Consider the following 15,060-nt stretch of genomic DNA (forward strand, 5'->3'; position numbering starts at 1 on the left):
GGGCGAGCGGCGGCCGTGCCGCCGGGTCCCCGCATCCGGGCCGCCGCCGGCCCGCCCGTTCCCGGCGGGCCCCGGTCAGCCGAGGGGCTTGAAGGTGTCGAACGCGGTCCTGCGCAGCGTCCGGCACTCCTCGTCGTTCCACTTGTCGGCCTTGCAGCTGATCATGATGGCGTAGCCGTGGGAGGAGTCGACCTTGAAGCCCCGGTTGAGCACCCGCACGCGCTGGCCCTGCTGGTTGCGCTCGAACTGCCAGTCCGCGACGGTCGGGTAGCCGTTGTAGTCGACCTTCTTGATGCCCAGGTGGCGGTAGCCGTTGCTGGTGGCGGCGACACCGGCCCGCGCGGCGTTCCAGGCCCCGGCCGCGTCGCCGCCGGGGGAACCGGTGAAGTCGATCTGGATGCGGGGGTAGCCGCCGTCCTCGTCGTAGATGGCGCCGGAGTTGGCGCCCGCGATCTTGTCGAACCGGAAGTCCTCGGGCATGGCCAGGCTGAAGTGGAACTTCTTGTTGGTGACCTTGCGGTAGTCGTCCGGCAGCGCATCGCCCTGCTTGCCGTCCTCCTTGCCGTTCCCGTCGCCGTTCTGCCCCTGGTTCTGGTCCTGACCGCCGTTCTGGTCCTGGCCCTGACCGCCCTTCTGGTCCTGGTTCTTGCCGCTGCCGCCGCCGGTGCCGCTGTCGGGCTCGGCGGCGCCGTCGGCCGTCTTCGAGGGACCGGTGGAGACGGGCGCGTCGTTCTTGCCCTTGGCTCCGTCGTTCTTGTCGTCCCCGCCGGTCGAGAGGGCGACGACGGTGCCGACCACGGCGAGCACGATCACGGCCGCGATGATCGCCAGGGTGCGGCGCGGGACCACGTCCGTGAGGGAGGCGCGCGGCGGGGCCGGCGGCGCCGCCGGGGCCGGGCGGGGCGGGGTGGCGGGCTTCGCGGGGGTGGCCGCGCCGGCCGCGCTACCGGCCTTCGCCGCCGGGGCGGGGGCCGCCGACGGCGTGGCCGCGGTCGCTGCCGCACCGGCCGCCGCGGCCGGCTTCGCGTTCCGTACCGAGCGCAGCGCGCCGCGCAGCCGGTCCCGCGCGCCCTCGCCCTGCTCCGCCGCGTTCGGCGCGGCCTTGGGCCGGGGCTCGGGCGGGGCCGTGGGCAGCGCCATGATCCGGGTGGCCTCGGCGGACGGCGGCGGCACGGGCTCCGCCTTCTCCGGCGCGTGGATCACGTCGTTGAGCAGGGCGCGGGCGCCCTTGTCGTCGAGCCGCTGCTCGGGGTCCTTGGCGAGGAGTCCGTAGATGACGTCCGTCAGCGGACCGGCGTTCTTCGGCGGGTCGAGCGGCTCGGTCATCACCGCGGTCAGGGTGGCGATGGCCGACCCCTTGTCGTACGGCGGGGAGCCCTCGACGCTCGCGTACAGCAGACCGCCGAGCGACCAGAGGTCGGCGGGCGGTCCCGGCTTGTGGCCCCGGGCGCGCTCGGGCGAGATGTACGACGGGGCGCCGACGAGCATGCCGGTCGAGGTGACCGACGGGTCGCCCTCGACCTGGGCGATGCCGAAGTCGGTCAGCACGACCCGGCCGTCCTCGGCGATCAGTACGTTGGACGGCTTCACGTCGCGGTGCAGGATGCCCTCGCGGTGCGCCGATCTGAGCACGTCGAGTATCGCCAGGCCGACCTCGGCCGCCCGTCGCGGCGTCAGAACGCCGTCCTCGCGCACCGCTTCGGCGAGGGACTTGCCCTCGATGAGCTCCATCACGATCCACGGGCGGTCGTCCTCGTCGACCACGTCGTAGACCGTCACCGCGCCGTTGTTGCGGATCCGGGCGATCGCCTTCGCCTCGCGCAGCGTGCGCGTGATCAGCCGTCGCTTCTCGTCGTCGTCGATGGCCGAGGGAAACCGCAGCTCCTTGACCGCGACCGTGCGGCCCAGCGTCTCGTCGACGGCACGCCAGACCGTGCCCATACCGCCCCGGCCGAGCACCTCCCCGAGCCGGTACCGCCCCGCAAGGAGACGTCCGTCCTTGTCCCGTTGGGGCTCCCGTGCCTGCTCCGCCTCCGACATGCGTCCCCTCTGCGATCAACCCGCCCTGGCAGAGCGTTCATTGTCCCTCACCCCGGCGCCGGTCGTGGTGCCGGGTCCACGGGCGCGTCATGATGGGCCCGGAGAAAGGGAATCCCCGCCATGCCGATACCCAGAGCGCTGCTCGCCGCCCCGCTGGTGCTGGCGCTCCTCGGCCTGGGGACGACACCCCTGCCCAGCGAACCACACCTCACTCCTGCGGCCGCCTACCTTCCCCGGCTCGTCGCCGAGGGCGGCGCGCCCACCGCGGCGCTGCTGGCCCGTGGGTCCTCCCCCGCACGGTACGGCACCTACCGCTCGACGGGGCCCAACATCCGGGCGGGGGACCGGTTCCGGGCGGGCAGCATCACCAAGACCTTCGTCGCCACCGTCGTGCTCCAGCTCGTCCAGGAGGGCCGGCTGCGGCTGTCGGACCCGGTGGAACGGCTGCTGCCGGGGCTGATACGGGGGCACGGCAACGACGGCCGCCGGATCTCCCTGCGCCGGCTGCTCGACCACACCAGCGGCCTCTACGACTACACCGCCGATCCCTCGGCCCACCCCCGCTCCGTCCTCGAGGCGGTCCGCACCGCCCTGGCCCACCGCCCGACGGGCACGCCCGGCCGCTACGCCTACTCCAACACCGACTACGCGGTCCTCGGACTCGTCGTCCAACGGGTCACCGGACACGACTACGCCACCGAGATCCGCGACCGCGTCATCACCCCGCTCCGCCTCACCGGCACCTCCTTCCCGGGCGCCCGCACCGAACTGCCCGCCCCGCACGGCCGGGCCTACACCCGCGACCCGGCCGACGGCACCCTCCGCGACGTCACCGCGCTCGACCCGCGCGCGGCGGGCGCGGCCGGCTCCCTCGTCTCCACGCTCGACGACCTGAACCGCTTCTACGCGGCCCTGCTGGGCGGCCGCCTCCTCGCCCCCGCCCAGCTCGCCCTGATGACGGACACCCGGGCCACGCACGGCGTCTACGGCCTGGGCCTCTACCCGGAGAAGCTCTCCTGCGGCATCACCGTCTGGGGGCACAACGGACGCATCGCGGGCAGTTACGTCCGTACCGCCACCACCCGGGACGGACGGCACACCCTGACCTACCGCGTCGACACGGACACCCTCACCGACGCCGACACCCTGGAACCCGCACTGCTGGACGCGGAGTTCTGCCCGGGGAGCCCCGAACCGGGGAGTCCCCGGCCGGGGACTCCCCGGCCTCCGTCCTAGATCGGGACGATGTCCGGGGCGCCGAGCCGGGCCGCGTCGGCCGTGAGGTCGTCGGGCTGGAGCTGCGACTCCCGTTCCGCCTCGACCCGCTTCTCGTAGTGCTCGACCTCGCGGTCGATCTGGCCCGCGTCCCAGCCCAGCACCGGGGCCATCAGCTCGGCGCAGAGTCTGGCGCTGTGGGTACCCCGGTCGAAGGTCTCTATGGAGATCCGGGTGCGGCGGGTCAGCACGTCGTCGAGATGGCGGGCGCCCTCGTGCGAGGCGGCGTAGACGATCTCCGCCTTCAGGTAGTCGTCCGCCGCGGGCAGCGGCTCGCCCAGTTCCGGATCGGCGACTATCAGCTCCAGGACCTGCTCGGTCATCGAGCCGTAGCGGTTGAGCAGATGCTCCAGCCGGGCGACGTGCAGGCCGGTGCGGGCCGCGATCCTGGCGCGGGCGTTCCACAGGGCCGGGTAGCCCTCCGCGCCCAGCAGCGGGATCTCCTCGGTGACGCAGGCCGCCACCCGCTGGTCCAGCCCGTGCACCGCCTCGTCCACGGCGTCCTTCGCCATCACCCGGTACGTGGTGTACTTCCCGCCCGCCACGACCACCAGGCCGGGCAGCGGATGGGCCACCGTGTGCTCGCGGGAGAGCTTGCTCGTGGCGTCGGACTCGCCGGCCAGCAGCGGCCGCAGCCCGGCGTAGACCCCCTCCACGTCGTCCCGGGTCAGCGGCGTGGCCAGCACCGAGTTGACGTGTTCGAGGAGATAGTCGATGTCGGCGCTGGACGCCGCCGGGTGCGCCTTGTCTAGGTCCCAGTCGGTGTCCGTCGTACCGATGATCCAGTGCCGCCCCCACGGGATCACGAAGAGGACGGACTTCTCGGTGCGCAGGATCAGGCCCGACGAGGAGTGGATGCGGTCCTTGGGAACGACCAGGTGGATCCCCTTGGAGGCCCGGACGTGGAACTGCCCGCGCTCGCCGATCAGCGCCTGGGTGTCGTCCGTCCAGACCCCGGTGGCGTTGACCACCTGTTTGGCCCTGACCTCGTACTCCCCGCCCGCCTCGACGTCCTGCACCCGGGCGCCGACCACCCGCTCGCCCTCCCGGAGGAAGCCGATCACCCGTGCCCGGTTGGCCACCCGTGCGCCGTACCCCGCGGCGGTGCGCACCAGGGTGGCCACGTAGCGGGCGTCGTCCATCTGGGCGTCGTAGTACTGAAGGGCCCCGACCAGGGCGTCCTTCCGCAGCGCCGGGGCGACCCGCAGGGCGTGGCGGCGGGAGAGGTGCCGGTGGACGGGAAGGCCGCGGCCATGGCCCGACGACACCGACATCGCGTCGTAGAGCGCCACGCCGGAGCCCGCGTAGAACCGCTCCCAGCCCTTGTGCTGCAAGGGGTACAGGAAGGGCACCGGCTTCACCAGGTGCGGGGCCAGCCGTTGCAGCAGCAGCCCGCGCTCCTTCAGCGCCTCCCGGACCAGCGCGAAGTCGAGCATCTCCAGATAGCGCAGCCCGCCGTGGATCAGCTTGCTCGATCTGCTCGATGTACCGGAGGCCCAGTCCCGCGCCTCGACCAGGCCCGTGGCGAGCCCTCGTGTCGCCGCGTCCAACGCCGTGCCGGCGCCGACCACGCCCGCTCCCACGACCAGCACGTCCAGTTCGCGCTCGGCCATCGCGGCCAGCGCCTCGGCACGCTCCGCGGGTCCCAGTGTCGCTGTCCTCACTGCTGCCTCCCGGGTGGATCGGGGTGGTCCGGCACGTGGGCGGCCGCCGACCGGGCGGTCGGCGCGCCGTGCCCACCTCTCGATTCTGTCCGCCGTCCCCGACTTCGGCCACCGCCTGTGGAAAACACCAGGACGACAGGCGGTCAACAATGCGACATATAGGTCATATATAAGCCTAGTGTTACATTGCGCTGTCCACAGCGGTTGCGCTTTCTGCCCTCATGGTCATAGACCGACCGGGAAGGACGGCCGTCCTCATGCCCGCAGACCTCGCAGTCATCGGACTCGGCCACCTCGGCCTGCCGCTCGCCCAGGCCGCCGTGGCCGCGGGCGTGCAGACCGTCGGCTACGACATCGACCCGCGCGCCTGCACCGAGCTCGCCGCGGGCCGCACCCCCGTCGAGGGGTCGCTCACCGCCTCCGAGATCCGCCGGATGCTCTCGGGAGGCTTCCGGCCCACCACCGACCCGGCCGAGCTGGGCCGCGTCCGTACCGCGGTGATCTGCGCGCCCACCCCGCTCGGCGCCGACCACTCCCTCGACCTGACCGCCGTCGGCGACGCGGCCCGCGCGCTCGCCGCCCGGCTGCGCCCGCACACCACCGTCCTGCTGGAGTCGGCCGTGCCGCCGGGCACCACCGAGGACTACCTGCGGCCGCTGCTCGAAGAGGGCTCCGGGCTGCGGGCCGGCCGCGACTTCCACCTCGCCTGCTCCCCCGGCCGCCTCGACCCCGGCAGCCGGACCCACGGCTACGCCAACACCCCCAAGGTCATCGGCGGCCTCACCCCCGCCTGCACCGAATCGGCCGCCGCCTTCTACAACCGGCTCACCGACAAGGTCGTCCGCGCCCGCGGACCGCGCGAGGCCGAGATGACCAAGGTCCTGGAGACCAACTTCCGGCACGTCAACATCGCCCTGGTCAACGAGATGGCGGTGCTCTGCCACGACCTCGGGGTCGATCTGTGGGACGTCATCCGGTGCGCCGAGACCAAGCCCTTCGGCTTCCAGCCCTTCCGGCCGGGCCCCGGTGTCGGCGGCCACGGCACCCCCGTGGACCCCGGCTACCTCCCGTACCACAGCCGCACCCCCGGCCACCCGCTGCGGATGGTCTCGCTGGCCCAGGAGATCAACGACCGGATGCCCCGGTACGTGATCCAGCGCTGCGCCACCCTGCTGAACGAGCACGGCAAGTCCGTGCGCGGCGCCCGGGTGCTGCTGCTCGGGGTCACGTACAAGCCCGACCTGGCCGACCAGGAGGGCTCCCCGGCCCGGGAGATCGCGAACCGGCTGATGGACATGGGCGCCCAGATCGGCTACCACGACCCGTACGTCCACGACTGGCGGGTCCGCGAGCTGCCGGTCCCGCGCGCCGACTCGCTGTACGAGGCGGCGGCCGGCGCCGACCTCACGGTGCTGCTCCAGCACCACCGGACCTACGACCTCCAGGGCCTCGCGGTGAAGGCCCAGCTCCTCCTGGACACCCGCGGCGCGACCCCGGCGGGGGCGGCGCACCGGCTCTGAGGAATCCCGCTCCCCGGATTCCGGTGGGCGATGTCACAGGCGGCTGCTAGCCTGCGGCGTCACTCATCGCACAGCAGTGCGTTTCGGTCCCAGGGGGGATTTCCACCATGAGCCAGTCCGTGCCGCCGCCCCAGCAGCCCCACGACGCCCAGCCCGGCGGCGGCAACCCGTTCGCCGGCCAGCAGGGCCAGCCGGGTCAGCCGCCGGCCGCCCCGTCCGGCAACCCGTTCGCGGGCGGCCAGCAGGGTGCCCCGTTCGGCGGCGCCCCGTACGCCCCGCCGCCGGCCCCGGTCCGCGACAACATCGGCCTCGGCCTGGCCGCCGCCGTCGTCGCGGCCGTGGTCGCCGCCGCCGTCTACGGCGCCATCATCGGTGGCATCGAGCGCGAGATCGGCTACGCGGCCGTCGGCGTCGGCTTCCTCGTCGGCTTCGCGGCCGGCAAGGTCGGCGGCCGCAACCCCGTACTGCCGGTCGTCAGCGCCGTGCTCTCGCTGGTCGCCGTCTACTTCGGCCAGCTCCTCGGTGTGGCGATCATCTCCGCCAAGAACATGCCGGTCACGGTCTCCGAGCTGTTCTTCGACCACTTCGGCCTGCTGAACGAGGCATGGAAGGCGGGCGCGGGCTTCCTGGAGTACGTCTTCATCGTCATCGCGGCCGTCGCCGCGTTCTCCAGCGCCAAGAAGGCCGCGGGCTGACCGCACACGCGAACGGGAGGGCCCGGACCGCACATCGTGCGCGGTCCGGGCCCTCCCGTCGTACGTGAAGGAATCAGCGGCGGTGCTGCGAGTCCGCCACCGTGACCTCGACGCGCTGGAACTCCTTGAGGTCGCTGTACCCCGTCGTCGCCATCGCCCGGCGCAGCGCGCCGAAGATGTTCATCGAGCCGTCGGGGGTGTGCGAGGGGCCGGTCAGGACCTCCTCGGTGGTGCCGACCGAGCCCAGGTCCACCAGCTTGCCGCGCGGCACGTCCTCGTGGACGGCCTCCATGCCCCAGTGGCGGCCCCGGCCCGGCGCGTCCGTGGCGCGGGCCAGCGGGGAGCCCATCATCACGGCGTCCGCGCCGCAGGCGATGGCCTTCGGCAGGTCGCCCGACCAGCCGACGCCGCCGTCCGCGATCACGTGCACGTAGCGGCCGCCGGACTCGTCCATGTAGTCGCGGCGGGCACCGGCCACGTCGGCGACCGCGGTCGCCATCGGGACCTGGATGCCGAAGACGTTGCGCGTGGTGTGCGCGGCGCCGCCGCCGAAGCCGACGAGCACCCCGGCCGCGCCGGTCCGCATCAGGTGCAGGGCGGCGGTGTACGTGGCGCAGCCGCCGACGATCACCGGGACGTCCAGCTCGTAGATGAACTGCTTCAGGTTGAGCGGCTCGGCGGCGCCCGAGACGTGCTCGGCGGAGACCGTCGTACCGCGGATGACGAAGATGTCCACGCCCGCGTCGACGACGGCCTTGGAGAACTGAGCGGTGCGCTGCGGGGAGAGCGCGGCGGCGGTGACCACACCGGCGTCACGCACCTCCTTGATGCGCTGCCCGATCAGCTCCTCCTGGATCGGCGCGGAGTAGATCTCCTGGAGGCGGCGGGTGGCCGACTCGACGGGCATCTCGGCGATCTCGTCGAGCAGCGGCTGCGGGTCGGCGTGCCGGGTCCACAGCCCTTCCAGGTTGAGGACGCCGAGGCCGCCCATCTCGCCGATGCGGATCGCGGTCTGCGGGGAGACCACGGAGTCCATGGGAGCGGCCAGGAACGGAAGCTCGAAGCGGTAGGCGTCGATCTGCCAGGCGATCGAGACCTCCTTCGGGTCGCGGGTGCGACGGCTCGGAACGACGGCGATGTCGTCGAATGCGTACGCCCGGCGGCCGCGCTTGCCGCGCCCGATCTCGATCTCAGTCACGATGGTGTGGCCTTTCCCTCTACGTCTGCGCTGTCCAGTATCCCCGACACACGGCTGAGGGGCGGTCCGGGGAACCCCGGCCGCCCCTCGGCTGCGTCGGTGCGTTACTTCCTGCTGTAGTTCGGCGCCTCGACCGTCATCTGGATGTCGTGCGGGTGGCTCTCCTTGAGACCCGCGGACGTGATCCGGACGAAGCGGCCCTTCGTCTCCATCTCGTCGACGGAGGCGGCACCCACGTAGCCCATGGTCTGGCGCAGGCCGCCGACGAGCTGGTGCAGCACGTTGGCGAGCGGGCCCCGGTAGGGCACCTGGCCCTCGATGCCCTCGGGCACGAGCTTGTCGTCCGAGGCCACGTCGGCCTGGAAGTAGCGGTCCTTGGAGTACGAGCGGCCCTGGCCGCGGCTCTGCATCGCGCCGAGCGAGCCCATGCCCCGGTACGACTTGAACTGCTTGCCGTTGATGAAGAGCAGCTCGCCCGGGGACTCCTCGCAGCCCGCGAGGAGGCTGCCCAGCATGACCGTGTCGGCACCGGCGGCGAGCGCCTTGCCGATGTCGCCGGAGTACTGCAGGCCACCGTCGCCGATGACCGGGACACCGGCCGCGCGGGCGGCGAGGGCGGCCTCGTAGATCGCGGTGACCTGCGGGACGCCGATGCCGGCGACCACGCGGGTGGTGCAGATCGAGCCGGGGCCCACGCCGACCTTCACGCCGTCGACACCGGCGTCGATCAGGGCCTGGGCGCCGTCGCGCGTCGCGACGTTGCCGCCGATGACGTCGACGCCGACGCTGGACTTGATCTTCGCCATCCAGTTCAGCGCGTTGCTGTTGTGGCCGTGCGAGGTGTCGACGATGAGGAAGTCGACGCCCGCCCCGGCCAGCGCCTGCGCGCGCTCCAGGGCCTCGGGGCTGGCACCGACGGCCGCGCCGACGAGGAGGCGGCCCTCGGAGTCCTTGGCCGCGTTCGGGTACTGCTCGGCCTTCACGAAGTCCTTGACCGTGATGAGGCCCTTGAGCACGCCCGTGTCGTCGACCAGCGGAAGCTTCTCGATCTTGTGGCGGCGCAGCAGCTCCATGGCGTCCACGCCGGAGATGCCCACCTTGCCGGTGACCAGCGGCATCGGCGTCATGACCTCGCGCACCTGGCGGCCGCGGTCGGTCTCGAAGGCCATGTCGCGGTTGGTGACGATGCCGAGCAGCTTGCCCGCGGGGTCGGTGACCGGGACGCCGCTGATGCGGAACTTGGCGCACAGCGCGTCGGCCTCGGCCAGCGTGGCGTCCGGGTGGACGGTGATCGGGTCGGTCACCATGCCGGACTCGGAGCGCTTCACGAGGTCGACCTGGTTGACCTGGTCCTCGATGGACAGGTTGCGGTGCAGCACGCCGACGCCGCCCTGCCGCGCCATGGCGATCGCCATGCGGGACTCGGTGACCTTGTCCATCGCCGCCGAGAGCAGCGGGATGTTCACCCGTACGTTGCGGGAGATCCGGGACGAGGTGTCGACCGCGTTGGGCAGCACTTCGGATGCGCCGGGCAGCAGCAGCACGTCGTCGTATGTCAGCCCGAGCGTCGCGAATTTCTCGGGCACTCCGTCGACGTTTGCAGTCATGACACCTTCCCCAAATGGCCTTGATCGGTGCGGATGTCCATGCTAACGGCCTTCGGACGCGTCTCATTCCACGAACAAGATCACCTGGAGGTTCTGTAGCTTCGTACGGGGCCGTGGCGGCCCCGTACCGCGTATCCCGCACCGGCCCCGGACCCGGGCTCCGCCGCTTCGCTACTGCTCGGCGAGGGCCCGCAGCCTGCTCAGGGCCCGGTGCTGGGCGACCCGGACCGCGCCCGGGGACATGCCCAGCATCTGCCCGGTCTCCTCGGCGGTCAGCCCCACGGCGACCCGGAGGACGAGCAGCTCGCGCTGGTTGTCCGGAAGGTTGGCGAGGAGCTTCTTGGCCCAGGCCGCGTCACTGCTGAGCAGGGCGCGCTCCTCGGGCCCGAGCGAGTCGTCCGGCCGCTCGGGCATCTCGTCGGACGGCACGGCCGTCGACCCCGGGTGCCGCATGGCGGCCCGTTGGAGGTCGGCGACCTTGTGGCCCGCGATGGCGAACACGAACGCCTCGAAGGGCCTGCCGGTGTCCTTGTAGCGGGGCAGCGCCATCAGCACCGCCACGCAGACCTCCTGCGCCAGGTCCTCGACGAAGTGGCGGGCGTCACCGGGCAGCCGGTTCAGCCGCGACCGGCAGTAGCGCAGCGCGAGCGGGTGGACATGGGCCAGCAGGTCGTGCGTGGCCTGCGCGTCGCCCTCGACGGCGCGGTGCACCAGGGCCCCGATCCCCGTCGTCTCGTCGTCGCGCATCGGACCATGGTGCCCCGGAGCCGCGTCGTCCGTGCCGCCGCGTCCGGAGTTGTGCACCGAAGCGTTATGAGCGGGTGCGCCGGAAGTCATGCCCTGCGCCCTCCCCTTCCGCTCGACCGAATCGTTCCCGAGGAACTCCACGTCTCAAGGATGCGGCATCGGCCGGGAAGCGTCACATACCGGCGGCGCGACGGGCTCCGCGGCCGGCGCGGAACCCGCGCGGCGCCGACCGGTCGCGTCGCCCCGCCCGCGGGTGCGCGGACGGGGACACGGCCGGCCGCCGGCCGCGGCCGTACCTCAGCGGACCAGGCCCCAGCGGAAGCCGAGGGCCACCGCGTGCGCCCGGTCCGAGGCGCCGAGCTTCTTGAACAGCCGCCTGGCATGCGTCTTCACCGTGTCCTCCGAGAGGAACAGCTCGCGGCCGATCTCCGCGTTGGAGCGGCCGTGGCTCATGCCTTCGAGCACCTGGATCTCCCGCGCGGTGAGCGTGGGCGCGGCACCCATCTCGGCCGACCGCAGCCGGCGCGGGGCGAGCCGCCACGTCGGGTCGGCCAGCGCCTGGGTGACCGTGGCACGCAGCTCCGCCCGGGAGGCGTCCTTGTGCAGATAGCCGCGGGCACCGGCGGCGACCGCGAGCGCGACCCCGTCCAGGTCCTCGGCGACGGTCAGCATGATGATCCTGGCGCCGGGGTCGGCGGAGAGCAGCCGCCGCACCGTCTCCACACCCCCGAGACCGGGCATGCGTACGTCCATCAGAATCAGATCCGAACGGTCGGCGCCCCAGCGGCGGAGGACTTCCTCGCCGTTGGCCGCCGTCGTGACCCGCTCGACCCCGGGCACGGTCGCGACCGCGCGACGGAGCGCTTCTCGGGCAAGCGGGGAGTCGTCGCAGACGAGGACGGATGTCATGACCGTCCTCCGCAGCTGATGCGCGTCACCTTGAGCCTCCAGGCTGTAACAAGTCGTCACCTGTGCGGTCGACACTCTCGGACACCTGCCCGATCGCTTTTCCGTCAACCGCCTCCGCCCTCTCAACGACGGTCACTCGAAAGAGTTACGGGGCGGACAACCGAGTTCGGCACTCTACGTGAGGGCGCGTACACGGAGGAGAGCGACGCGGTTCATTCAACCCGCAACTGAAACTTCACGGCCAGGCATGCCCCATTTAGCGGGTTTTCTTCCCTTTTGCTGGTGTCTGTGGATAGATTCGCAATCAGTCATATTTACATCTACTTACACCGTAGATGTACGGTCGTGGGCACAGTCGACGACGGACCACAACGACGTTTCCGACTCAGCACGGTTTCGAGGGGACAAGCAATGGCAGATTTCTCCCGCCTTCCCGGACCCAACGCCGATCTGTGGGACTGGCAGCTGCTGGCGGCCTGCCGCGGGGTCGACAGCTCACTCTTCTTCCACCCCGAGGGCGAACGCGGGGCGGCCCGCAGCGCCCGCGAGAACTCGGCGAAGGAGGTCTGCATGCGGTGTCCGGTGCGCGCCGAGTGCGCGGCCCACGCCCTGGCGGTACGCGAGCCCTACGGCGTGTGGGGCGGTCTGACCGAGGACGAACGCGAAGAACTCATGGGCCGGGCCCGCAGCCGCCTGGTCCCGGCGGCGGCCTCCTCGGGCGTGCCGTCCCCGTCGGCGCACGGTTGATCCCGGCACCGGCCCACCAACACAGAAACGTTTCCTCACGCAGTCCCGGCCCGCTCGGACCGGGACCGGGCCGCCGTGTGCCGACGCGCCGCTCAGCGGGCGGCGGCCAGGGCCAGCCGGTCCAGGGTGGCCGCCACCGCCGGGACCTGGGCCAGGTCGGGCAGGGTCAGCGCGACGATCTCCCGTTCGATGGCGGGCTCCACCGCCACGGTGCGCGCCCCCTTGGGGCGTACCGACTCGATCGCCAGCTCCGGCAGCACGGCCACCCCGAGCCCGGCGCCGACCAGGCCGACCACCGCCGGGTAGTCGTCGGTGGCGAAGTCGATCCGGGGGGTGAAGCCGGACGCCTCGCAGACCTCCACGAGCTGGCGGCGGCAGCGCGGGCAGCCCGCGATCCACGACTCGTCGGCCAGCTCGGCGACGCCCACCGCGTCCTTGTCCGCCAGCCGGTGCCCCTCGGGGACCAGGCCGATCAGCCGGTCGGCGAGGAGCGGGCGGACCACCAGGTCGTCCCACTCGCCGCAGTTCGCGCCGTAGCGGAAGGCGAGCGCGATGTCGCAGTCGCCCTCGCGCAGCATCTCGACCGAGCGCGGCGGCTCGGCCTCCACGAGGGAGACCCGGGTGCCGGGGTGGGCCTCGCGCAGCGCGGCGAGCGCGCCGGGCACCAGGGTGGAGCTGCCGCTGGGGAAGGAGACGAGCCGGACCCGGCCGGCCCGCAGTCCGGCGATGGCGGCGACCTCCTCCTCGGCGGCGGTGAGCCCGGCGAGGATGCCGGAGGCGTGCCGGACGAGCGCCTCGCCCGCCTGGGTGAGCCGCATCTCGCGGCCGGTACGGATCAGCAGCGGGGTGCCCGCGGAGCCCTCCAGGGCCTTCATCTGCTGGCTGACCGCGGGCTGGGTGCAGCCCAGCTCGCGCGCGGCGGCGGAGAACGATCCGGTGGCGGCCACGGCACGCAGGACACGGAGATGACGGGCTTCGATCACCCTTCAACCATAAGTGACACTTGGGGCCGCCCGCGCGATATCGGGGTGCGGCTTTGAGGATGTGGTGGTTAGCGTGGTCGGTATGACCTCCATGGAACCGACCGGGCCGACGCTGCTGACCGTGAACGCGGGACGGCCGACGGCCGTCCCGTACAGCGATGCCCCCGGCAGTCTGACCGGCATCGACAAGCGGCCCGTCGACGGGCCGGTGCACATCAGCGATCCGGGGCCCAAGGGCACCGGCGGCAGCGGGGTGGCCGGGGACGCGGTGTGCGATCTGCGCCATCACGGCGGCTCCGACCAGGCGGTGTACGCCTTCGCCCGGGAGGAGCTGGACGTCTGGGAGCGGGAGCTCGGCCGTCCGCTGGCCAACGGCGCCTTCGGCGAGAACCTGACGACCCGTGGGGTGGAGGTGAGCCGCGCGCTGATCGGCGAACGCTGGCGGATCGGACCGGACCTGGTGCTGGAGGTGACGTCGGGGCGGATTCCGTGCCGTACGTTCGCGGGCCATCTCGACGAGCCGCGCTGGGTCAAGCGGTTCACCCGGGCGGCGGCGCCGGGGGCCTATCTCCGGGTGATCGTTCCGGGCACGGTCCGGGCCGGCGACCCGGTCGAGATCGTGCACCGGCCGGACCACGACGTCACCGTGGAGCGGGAGTTCCTGGCCTCGACCACCCGGCGGGAACTGCTGCCGGGGCTGCTCGCGGCCGGGGAGGCGCTGCATCCCGAGACGGCGCGGGCGGCGCGGGAGTACGCCGCCGCGCACCCGGCGGGCGACTGACCGCCGCGCGCGGCGGCCGCCGTGGACAGCCGGTCGTCGCGTACCGGACAGGCGTTAACGTGCCGCGTATGACGACTGCACTGATTACGGGAGCGACCGCGGGGATCGGTGCCGCCTTCGCGCGGCGGCTCGCGGCCGACGGGCACAACCTGGTGCTGGTGGCGCGCGACAAGGAGCGGCTGCGCGAGCAGGCGACCGAGCTGCACGACCGGCACGGCATCGAGGCCGACGTCCTGCGGGCCGATCTCTCCGAGGACGACGGGATCGCCTCGGTCGAGGAGCGGCTGACGGACCGTCGGCACCCGGTGGACCTGCTGGTCAACAACGCCGGGTTCGGCAACAAGGGCCAGTATCTGGACGTGCCCATGGCCGACGAGCTGAAGATGCTGAAGGTGCACTGCGAGGCGGTGCTGCGGCTGACCTCGGCGGCGGCGGCCACGATGCGCGAGCGCCGGCGCGGCGGGGTGGTCAACGTGGCCTCGGTGGCGGCCTTCGTCCCGCGCGGGACGTACGGCGCGTCCAAGGCGTGGGTCGTGCAGTTCACCCAGGGCGCGGCCAAGGACCTGGCCGGTTCGGGGGTGCGGCTGATGGCGCTGTGCCCGGGGTTCGTGCGGACGGAGTTCCACGAGCGGGCCGGGATGGGCACCGGCAACATCCCGAACTGGATGTGGCTCGACGCGGACAAGCTGGTGGAGGCGGCGCTGGCGGACCTGGCGCGCGGGAAGTCGCTCTCGGTCCCGGACCCGCGCTACAAGGCGCTGATGGGGCTGGTGAAGGTGACGCCCCGCGGCCTGCTCGGAGGGGTCACCTCCAGGACGGGCCGCAAGTACGGTCCGCAGTGAGTGCTCACCCGCTCCCGGGTGAGCACCCACCCACTTCCTGGTGAGTGCTCAC

General features: G+C 72.4%; 13 protein-coding genes. 6 read left to right on the top strand and 7 right to left on the bottom strand.

Features of this window, described 5'->3' with window-relative positions; all coding sequences use genetic code 11:
* Window positions 1-75: 75 nt before the first annotated feature.
* Entirely contained in the window at window positions 76-2,040 is a 1,965-nt protein-coding gene (locus ACIQGQ_RS02275; protein WP_402389630.1) for a serine/threonine-protein kinase, read from the bottom strand.
* A 120-nt stretch (window positions 2,041-2,160) separates the two neighbouring features.
* Between ACIQGQ_RS02275 and ACIQGQ_RS02280 the strand changes: the two genes are divergently transcribed.
* Window positions 2,161-3,276: a serine hydrolase domain-containing protein gene (locus ACIQGQ_RS02280; protein ID WP_402389633.1), complete on the top strand. Its 1,116-nt coding sequence runs from the start codon at window positions 2,161-2,163 to the stop codon at window positions 3,274-3,276.
* Here the strand turns inward: ACIQGQ_RS02280 and ACIQGQ_RS02285 are convergent.
* Complete coding sequence (locus ACIQGQ_RS02285) at window positions 3,273-4,979, bottom strand: glycerol-3-phosphate dehydrogenase/oxidase (protein WP_402389635.1); 1,707 nt, start codon at window positions 4,977-4,979, stop codon at window positions 3,273-3,275. The genes ACIQGQ_RS02280 and ACIQGQ_RS02285 overlap by 4 nt on opposite strands.
* Window positions 4,980-5,236: 257 nt before the next feature.
* Here ACIQGQ_RS02285 and ACIQGQ_RS02290 point away from each other — a divergent pair, with 257 nt between their 5' ends.
* Both ACIQGQ_RS02290 and ACIQGQ_RS02295 read left to right on the top strand, forming a co-directional pair.
* Entirely contained in the window at window positions 5,237-6,499 is a 1,263-nt protein-coding gene (locus ACIQGQ_RS02290; RefSeq protein ID WP_402389637.1) for a nucleotide sugar dehydrogenase, read from the top strand.
* A 107-nt stretch (window positions 6,500-6,606) separates the two neighbouring features.
* On the top strand, window positions 6,607-7,194 hold the full coding sequence (locus ACIQGQ_RS02295) for a hypothetical protein (protein ID WP_402389640.1): 588 nt from the start codon (window positions 6,607-6,609) through the stop codon (window positions 7,192-7,194).
* Window positions 7,195-7,267: 73 nt separating this feature from the next.
* Here the strand turns inward: ACIQGQ_RS02295 and ACIQGQ_RS02300 are convergent, their stop codons facing one another.
* From ACIQGQ_RS02300 to ACIQGQ_RS02315, 4 genes are all read right to left on the bottom strand, one after another.
* Window positions 7,268-8,392 carry a GuaB3 family IMP dehydrogenase-related protein gene (locus tag ACIQGQ_RS02300; RefSeq protein WP_352273592.1) on the bottom strand — a complete coding sequence of 375 codons (1,125 nt, stop codon included), beginning with the start codon at window positions 8,390-8,392 and terminating at the stop codon, window positions 7,268-7,270.
* A gap of 104 nt (window positions 8,393-8,496) precedes the next feature.
* Window positions 8,497-9,999 (bottom strand): IMP dehydrogenase, encoded by a 1,503-nt coding sequence (guaB, locus tag ACIQGQ_RS02305; RefSeq protein WP_352273593.1) that lies wholly within the window; start codon window positions 9,997-9,999, stop codon window positions 8,497-8,499.
* Between the two features lie 171 nt (window positions 10,000-10,170).
* On the bottom strand, window positions 10,171-10,746 hold the full coding sequence (locus ACIQGQ_RS02310; RefSeq protein ID WP_072486721.1) for a sigma-70 family RNA polymerase sigma factor: 576 nt from the start codon (window positions 10,744-10,746) through the stop codon (window positions 10,171-10,173).
* Between the two features lie 297 nt (window positions 10,747-11,043).
* Window positions 11,044-11,655 (bottom strand): response regulator transcription factor, encoded by a 612-nt coding sequence (locus tag ACIQGQ_RS02315; protein WP_003948568.1) that lies wholly within the window; start codon window positions 11,653-11,655, stop codon window positions 11,044-11,046.
* Window positions 11,656-12,066: 411 nt separating this feature from the next.
* Between ACIQGQ_RS02315 and ACIQGQ_RS02320 the strand changes: the two genes are divergently transcribed.
* Window positions 12,067-12,402: a WhiB family transcriptional regulator gene (locus ACIQGQ_RS02320; RefSeq protein ID WP_352273594.1), complete on the top strand. Its 336-nt coding sequence runs from the start codon at window positions 12,067-12,069 to the stop codon at window positions 12,400-12,402.
* Between the two features lie 92 nt (window positions 12,403-12,494).
* Here ACIQGQ_RS02320 and ACIQGQ_RS02325 read toward each other — a convergent pair whose 3' ends face one another.
* Window positions 12,495-13,385: a LysR family transcriptional regulator gene (locus tag ACIQGQ_RS02325; protein ID WP_402389644.1), complete on the bottom strand. Its 891-nt coding sequence runs from the start codon at window positions 13,383-13,385 to the stop codon at window positions 12,495-12,497.
* Window positions 13,386-13,467: 82 nt separating this feature from the next.
* Between ACIQGQ_RS02325 and ACIQGQ_RS02330 the strand changes: the two genes are divergently transcribed.
* Together ACIQGQ_RS02330 and ACIQGQ_RS02335 are read left to right on the top strand one after the other, a co-directional pair.
* Window positions 13,468-14,166, top strand: a complete 699-nt coding sequence (locus ACIQGQ_RS02330) for an MOSC domain-containing protein (protein WP_402389646.1) — start codon at window positions 13,468-13,470, stop codon at window positions 14,164-14,166.
* Between the two features lie 68 nt (window positions 14,167-14,234).
* Window positions 14,235-15,008 (top strand): SDR family NAD(P)-dependent oxidoreductase, encoded by a 774-nt coding sequence (locus ACIQGQ_RS02335; RefSeq protein ID WP_402389649.1) that lies wholly within the window; start codon window positions 14,235-14,237, stop codon window positions 15,006-15,008.
* Window positions 15,009-15,060: the final 52 nt, after the last annotated feature.

The organism is Streptomyces sp. NPDC092952, from assembly GCF_044754785.1.
In the GTDB taxonomy this organism is placed as follows: domain Bacteria; phylum Actinomycetota; class Actinomycetes; order Streptomycetales; family Streptomycetaceae; genus Streptomyces.